The following is a 6,588-nucleotide window of genomic DNA, read 5'->3' as shown; positions in this document are numbered from 1 at the left end:
GGGCAAGAGCGTTTTGCTTACTTTTGCGCTTTTCAAAAGTGAGCCGCTGTAAAAGCGGAACCGTTAGCAGTCGTTACCGCAGAAACGGATATGTACTCGGTCCAATCCAACATCCTGGTCGGCCCAGAGGCCGCCATCGGTGGCAAGCCCCCTCCCACATTGGATCTATGTGAACCCGATCAAGTGTGGGAGGGGGCTTGCCCCCGATGGCGGTCTACAGGCCTACACCGCCTCCCGATAAGGATTGCGCGGGTCCTGGGTCCAGTTCAAAAACGGCTTGCCCGTGTCGATCGGCACCATCTCGATGCAGTCGGCCACCGGGCAGGTGATCTGGCACAGATTGCAGCCCACGCACTCGTCATCGATCACCTCATATTGATGCGTACCATCGGCCTGCTTCAAACTGGCGATGGCCTGGTGCGAGGTGTCCTCGCAGGCGATATGGCAACGCCCGCAGCCAATGCACGCTTGCTGGTCAATCTTCGCAATCACCTGGTAGTTGATATCCAGGTATTTCCAATCGGTGGTATTGCCCACCGCGCGCCCGGAAAACTCCTGCAAGCTGGTGTAACCCTGGCTGTCCATCCACCGCGACAAGCCATCCTTCATTTCTTCCACGATGCGAAACCCATGCAGCATCGCCGCCGTGCATACCTGCACCGCGCCGCAGCCCAGGGCGACGAATTCCGCCGCGTCACGCCAGTTACCGATGCCGCCGATACCGCAGATCGGCAGGCCCTGGGTCTGCGGGTCGCGGGCGATTTCGGCGACCATGTTCAAGGCAATCGGTTTGACCGCCGAGCCGCAATAGCCGCCATGGGTGCTTTGCGTGCCGACCACCGGCAGGGCGACCATGCGTTCGAGGTCGACGCTGGTGATGGAGTTGATGGTGTTGATCAGCGACACCGCATCGGCGCCGCCACGATACGCCGCGCGCGCGGCCACGCGGATGTCGGTGATGTTGGGCGTGAGCTTGACGATCACCGGCAGTGAGCAATAGGTCTTGCACCAGCGCGTCACCTGTTCCACATACTCCGGCACCTGGCCGACCGCCGCGCCCATGCCGCGTTCGGGCATGCCATGGGGGCAGCCGAAATTCAGCTCGATGCCGTCGCAACCGGTGGCTTCTACCAGCGGCAGGATGTTTTTCCAGGATTGCTCGACACAAGGCACCATCAGCGACACGATCAGCGCGCGGTCCGGCCAGTCCTTTTTGACCTGGGTGATTTCGCGCAGGTTGATCTCCAGGGAACGGTCGGTGATCAGCTCGATGTTATTGATACCCAGCACTTCGCGATTGGCCCCGTAGTGGGCCGAATAGCGCGACGACACGTTGACCGCCGCCGGGTCTTCACCCAGGGTTTTCCACACCACGCCGCCCCAGCCGGCCTCGAACGCGCGCACCACGTTGTAGGCTTTGTCGGTGGGGGGAGCAGAGGCCAGCCAGAACGGGTTGGGGGCTTTGATACCGGCGAATACAATCGACAGATCGGTCATTACGCGGCCTCCACATTGAGCATGAGTTGGGCATGCATGGCCTCGGCGGCCAGCTTGCCGTGTTGCACCGCCTGCACGGTGAGGTCCTGGCCGAGGCTGACGCAATCACCGCCGGCATAGACCCCGGGAATGCTGGTGCGCAGGTGTTCGTCGACAAAGATGCGTTCGCCTACGCGATGCAGCTGCCGGGCCAGTGGGTCGTGCAGCGCTGCGTTGTCAAAGCCTTGGCCGATGGCCTTGAAGATCGCGTCGGCGGCCAGTTCGAACGTTTCGCCGGTGGGCTGCAGGCGACCGTTCTCCATGTGTGTGCGCGCAAAGCGCATGCCGCGGACTCGGCCCTCGTCGTCAAGCAAGACCTCTTCGGGCTGGGCCCAGGTCAACAGGCGTACCTGATTGGCCTTGGCAATGTCCTGTTCATGCTGGGTCGCGCCCATGTCGGCCACACCACGGCGGTACACGAGGTTGACGTCGCGGGCGCCGAGGCGCGCCATTTGCACGGCCATGTCGATGGCGGTGTTGCCGGCGCCAAGCACGATGCAGCGGTCGGCCAACGGCAGTTGAGTGAGGTCGTCGGCTTGGCGCAGTTCGCGGATGTAGTCGGTGGCGGCGAGCAGGCCGGGGGCGTCCTCGTGGGACAGGCCCAGGTGTTTGCTGGCCGCCAGGCCGAGGCCGAGGAACACCGCATCAAATTGCGTGTGCAGCTCGCTCAAGGTGAGGTTGTCGCCCAGGCGCTGGCCGTGACGCAGCTCGATGCCGCCGATTTGCAGGAGGAAATCCAATTCCTTCTGGGCGAAGTCGTCCACCAGCTTGTACTTGGCGATGCCGTATTCATTCAGGCCGCCGGCTTTTTCCCGGGCTTCGAAGATCACCACGTCATGACCCTGCAAGGCGGACCGGTGGGCGCAGGCCAGACCGGCAGGCCCTGCGCCGACTACGGCGATACGTTTACCGGTGGGCGCGGCGCGTTGGAAAGGGTGTTCGCTGAAATGGGCGTTGTCCACCGCGTAGCGTTGCAGCAGGCCGATCAGCACCGGGGCGCATTCTTCGGCGTTATTGCGCACGCAGGCTTGCTGGCAGAGGATCTCCGTGGGGCAGACGCGCGCGCAACTGCCGCCCAGGATGTTGGCCGAGAGGATTTTCTGCGCGGCGCCTTGCACGTTTTCGGTGTGGATATGGCGGATGAACGAGGGGATATCAATGTCGCTGGGGCACGCGTTCACGCACGGCGCGTCGTAGCAGTACAGACAGCGCGAGGCTTCCAGTCGGGCCTGGCGGTCGTTGAGGGGCGGCGCCAGATCGGTGAACTGACTGGCGAGGGTGGCCCCGTCTTCGCGGGGGTGGGGGAGGTGGGTCAGTGTCTGGATCACGGTAGTGGCCTCACGGTTTTTTTGGATTGCCTCTAAGTGGGCATTTTGGACGATCGTTCCCACGCTCGGCGTGGGAATGCCTCGTTGGACGCTCTGCGTCCGCTCTTGGGACGCGGAGCGTCCCTGGCTGCATTCCCACGCAGAGCGTGGGAACGATCAATGTGGGAGGGGGCTTGCCCCCGATGGCGGTTTCAGCGGTTCACAGCCACTGGCTTGGACAGCGCTGCCCGCTTGCTCAGCTGTTCAAACACCGACGGATACGCCGGCCGTTCCACATACCGCCCGGCACCCCGCTCGGCGCGCAGGTCGCCATCGGCCCAGACCAGTTTGCCCTGGCTGATGGTGTGGCTCGGCACGCCGCGCACGGTCTTGCCTTCGAAGATGTTGAAGTCGACTTGCTGATGATGGGTCTTGGCGGAAATCGTGCGCGTGCCCTGCGGGTCCCACAGCACCAGGTCGGCATCGGCGCCCACGCGGATCGCGCCTTTGCGCGGGTAGAGGTTGAAGATCTTCGCGGTGTTGGTGGACGTCAGTGCAACGAATTCCTGCATCGACAGGCGCCCGGTGTTGACGCCCTCGTGCCACAGCAGCGCCATGCGGTCTTCGATGCCGGCGGTGCCGTTGGGGATTTTGCTGAAGTCGTCACGCCCGACGGCCTTTTGTTCGGCGCAGAAGCAGCAGTGGTCGGTGGCGGTGGTGTGCAGGTTGCCCGATTGCAGACCGCGCCAGAGTGCCTCCTGATGCCCGCGCGGACGGAACGGCGGGCTCATCACGTAGCCGGCGGCGGTCTGCCAGTCGGGATGCTGATAGACGCTGTCGTCCAGCAACAAATGGCCGGCGAGCACTTCGCCGTAGACCGCCTGGCCCTTGCCCCGCGCATAGGTGATTTCGTCCAGTGCTTCCTGGGTGGAGACGTGCACCAGGTACAGCGGCGTGCCGAGGGTCTCGGCAATGCGGATCGCCCGGCTGGCCGCTTCGCCTTCCACCTGGGAAGGGCGCGACAGCGGATGCGCTTCCGGCCCGGTGATGCCCTGGGCCAGCAATTTGCGTTGCAGGTGGTAGACCAGCTCGCCGTTTTCCGCATGGACCGTGGGCACCGCGCCCAGTTCGAGGCAGCGCTCGAAACTGGCCACCAGGGTGTCGTCCGCCGCCATGATCGCGTTCTTGTAGGCCATGAAATGCTTGAAGCTGTTGATGCCATGGTGGCTGACCAGTTCGGCCATTTCCTCGCGTACCTGGTCGCTCCACCAGGTGATCGCCACATGAAAGCCGTAGTCGGACGCCGACTTCTCGGCCCAGCCGCGCCATTGGTGGAACGCCTCCATCAAGGACTGCTGCGGGTTGGGAATCACGAAGTCGATGATCGAGGTGGTCCCGCCCGCCAGGCCCGCCGCCGTGCCACTGAAAAAGTCTTCACTGGCCACGGTGCCCATGAACGGCAGTTGCATATGGGTATGGGGATCGATGCCCCCGGGCATCAAGTATTGGCCGCTGCCATCGAGTGTTGCAGCGCCGGCGGGAATATCCAGGTCCGTGCCGATCGCACGTATCAGACCGTCTGCGCAAAACACATCGGCGCGGTAACTTTCATCATGGGTAACAACGGTGGCGCCACGGATCAACAGCGACATGTCGAGTTCCTCACAGGCTTGACCGGCTTGTGCCAGTTCTAAGTGTTGTAATACCGTTCGCCGACGGCGGGTTAATTCCTGTCATCGGTGACAGGAATAGAAACTAGCCCGAGTTTTTCGATTGGGCAAGAATATTTTTATTCGTCTTTTGTATGATTTAACTATTTGATTTGTATCGATAAAAATAAAAAATCACCAAAATGAAGCAACCAGTTACCATTTTGACGCACTTGACAGGTTGCTGATTTGAGCAACATTTCTTATTGCAAATCAGCCGCTTGAGAGACAGCGCTTGACGAGGCCGGTAAATAAAAATAATTGTGTTGCACCAGATTGAGTCCTGAAGGTTCGGATAACTTTCCTGTTGTGGCGCCTGAGTCGCACGGCAAGTTCCGAAGATGCCCTCGGGCAATCGGATAAAGCTGATAAACATCAGCCAGTTATATATGCAGTGTGGGTCGCGAAGCAGTTGTCGGCACGGTAATTGAGTGCAGTGGCGGCTGGCCGGGCCTGAGATGTCATGTTGTCTACGAGGTACTCCGGCCACCTGCCTTAACCGTGCAGGTGAGCAACAATAATTTTAAAAAAACCGTGGAGCGGCCATGCAACAGAACAGATCGCAAGTCACCGAACGCAACGGCCTGTACGAACTCGACGCCGGCCCCGACGTCCTCGACAGCCCGCGCTACAACCACGACATGGCACCGACCAAGGTGCACGAACGCACTTGGAACAAGTGGCATATCACGGCGCTGTGGGTCGGCATGTCGATCTGTGTGCCCACCTACACCCTGGGCGGTGTGCTCACCGCGTACTTCGGGTTGTCGGTGGGCGAAGCGCTGATGGCGATTTTGCTGGCCAACATTGTGGTTCTCATCCCACTGACGCTTAACGCATTTCCGGGTACGAAGTACGGCATTCCCTTTCCGGTGCTGTTGCGCTCATCGTTCGGCATCCTGGGCTCCAATGTGCCGTGCCTGATCCGTGCGCTGGTGGCGTGCGGCTGGTTTGGCATCCAGACGATGTTCGGCGGGCTGGCGATTCATCTGTTTCTTGGCTCGATTTTCGAGGGCTGGAAGTCCCTCGGCGGCACCGGCGAGGTGATCGGGTTCATGCTTTTCTGGTGCCTGAATCTGTGGGTGGTGTTGCGTGGCGCCGAGTCGATCAAGCGCCTGGAAACCCTGTCGGCGCCGTTGCTGGTTGCCGTGGGCGTTGGCTTGCTGGTGTGGGCGATGCCGAATGTGTCGATCAGCGAGCTGATGGCGATCCCGCCCAAGCGTCCCGAAGGGGCGAGTCTCACCGGTTATTTCATGGCCGGCCTCACCGCAATGGTGGGATTCTGGGCCACGTTGTCGCTGAATATCCCTGACTTCAGCCGCTATGCCAAAAGCCAGAAGGACCAGATCCTCGGGCAGATTTTCGGCTTGCCGCTGACCATGTTCCTGTTCGCCGCCCTGGGCGTGATCATGACCGCCGCTTCGGTAAAACTGGTGGGGGTCAGCGTGTCCGACCCGGTCACCCTGATCGGGCATATCCAGAGCCCGGTGTGGGTCGCCGTCGCCATGGCGTTGATCATCATCGCCACCTTGTCGACCAACACGGCGGCGAACATCGTTTCGCCCACCAACGACTTTCAGAACATCGCGCCCAAGCTGATCAACCGCACCACGGCGGTGATTCTGACCGGTCTGGTGGGGTTGGCACTGATGGCCCATGAGCTGCTGAAAAAGCTCGGACTGATCGTGTCCGATGTCAGCCTGGAGACGGTGTATTCCAATTGGTTGCTCGGTTACTCCAGCCTGCTGGGACCGATCGCCGGGATCATGGTGGTGGACTACTTCATCACCCGCAGACAGCAGCTGGACCTGGCGGGACTCTACCGGGACGACGTGTACCCGGCCTGGAACTGGAGCGGGTTTATCGCGTTCGGCGTGCCGGTGGTGCTGACCTTGCTGTCCCTGGGCAGCGATGCGTTCAGCTGGTTCTACAGCTACGGCTGGTTCACCGGTTCGGCGTTGGGCGGGGTGCTTTATTACGCGCTGAACGCCAGGCGCGCGATCACTCCAGTCGTAGCCAAATCATCTATGTGAACA

Annotated in this window: 4 protein-coding genes; 1 reads left to right on the top strand and 3 read right to left on the bottom strand. The window is 61.3% G+C overall.

The features are described from left to right. Positions 1-222: 222 nt before the first annotated feature. From preA to hydA, 3 genes are all read right to left on the bottom strand, one after another. Positions 223-1,497 carry an NAD-dependent dihydropyrimidine dehydrogenase subunit PreA gene (preA, locus tag BFP90_RS12155; protein WP_065896793.1) on the bottom strand — a complete coding sequence of 425 codons (1,275 nt, stop codon included), beginning with the start codon at positions 1,495-1,497 and terminating at the stop codon, positions 223-225. Continuing rightward, on the bottom strand, positions 1,497-2,864 hold the full coding sequence (locus BFP90_RS12150) for an NAD(P)-dependent oxidoreductase (RefSeq protein ID WP_065896792.1): 1,368 nt from the start codon (positions 2,862-2,864) through the stop codon (positions 1,497-1,499). The genes preA and BFP90_RS12150 overlap by 1 nt, the downstream gene beginning before the upstream one ends. A 191-nt stretch (positions 2,865-3,055) precedes the next feature. Beyond that, positions 3,056-4,495 (bottom strand): dihydropyrimidinase, encoded by a 1,440-nt coding sequence (gene hydA, locus BFP90_RS12145; protein WP_065896791.1) that lies wholly within the window; start codon positions 4,493-4,495, stop codon positions 3,056-3,058. A gap of 602 nt (positions 4,496-5,097) precedes the next feature. Here hydA and BFP90_RS12140 point away from each other — a divergent pair. Next, a complete protein-coding gene (locus tag BFP90_RS12140) occupies positions 5,098-6,585 on the top strand; it encodes an NCS1 family nucleobase:cation symporter-1 (RefSeq protein WP_065896790.1) in 1,488 nt (495 codons plus the stop codon). The last annotated feature ends 3 nt before the right edge of the window (positions 6,586-6,588 follow it).

The organism is Pseudomonas sp. 24 E 13, from assembly GCF_900004715.1.
GTDB lineage: Bacteria > Pseudomonadota > Gammaproteobacteria > Pseudomonadales > Pseudomonadaceae > Aquipseudomonas > Aquipseudomonas orientalis_A.
The sequence above is the reverse complement of the archived record's forward strand: the minus strand, read 5'-3'. Positions and strand labels throughout refer to the sequence as shown.

Coding starts and splice junctions, on each gene's coding strand:
- preA (WP_065896793.1), bottom strand. CDS start 1,497: ATGACCGATCTGTCGATTGTATTCGCCGGTATCAAAGCCCCCAACCCG.
- hydA (WP_065896791.1), bottom strand. CDS start 4,495: ATGTCGCTGTTGATCCGTGGCGCCACCGTTGTTACCCATGATGAAAGT.
- BFP90_RS12140 (WP_065896790.1), top strand. CDS start 5,098: ATGCAACAGAACAGATCGCAAGTCACCGAACGCAACGGCCTGTACGAA.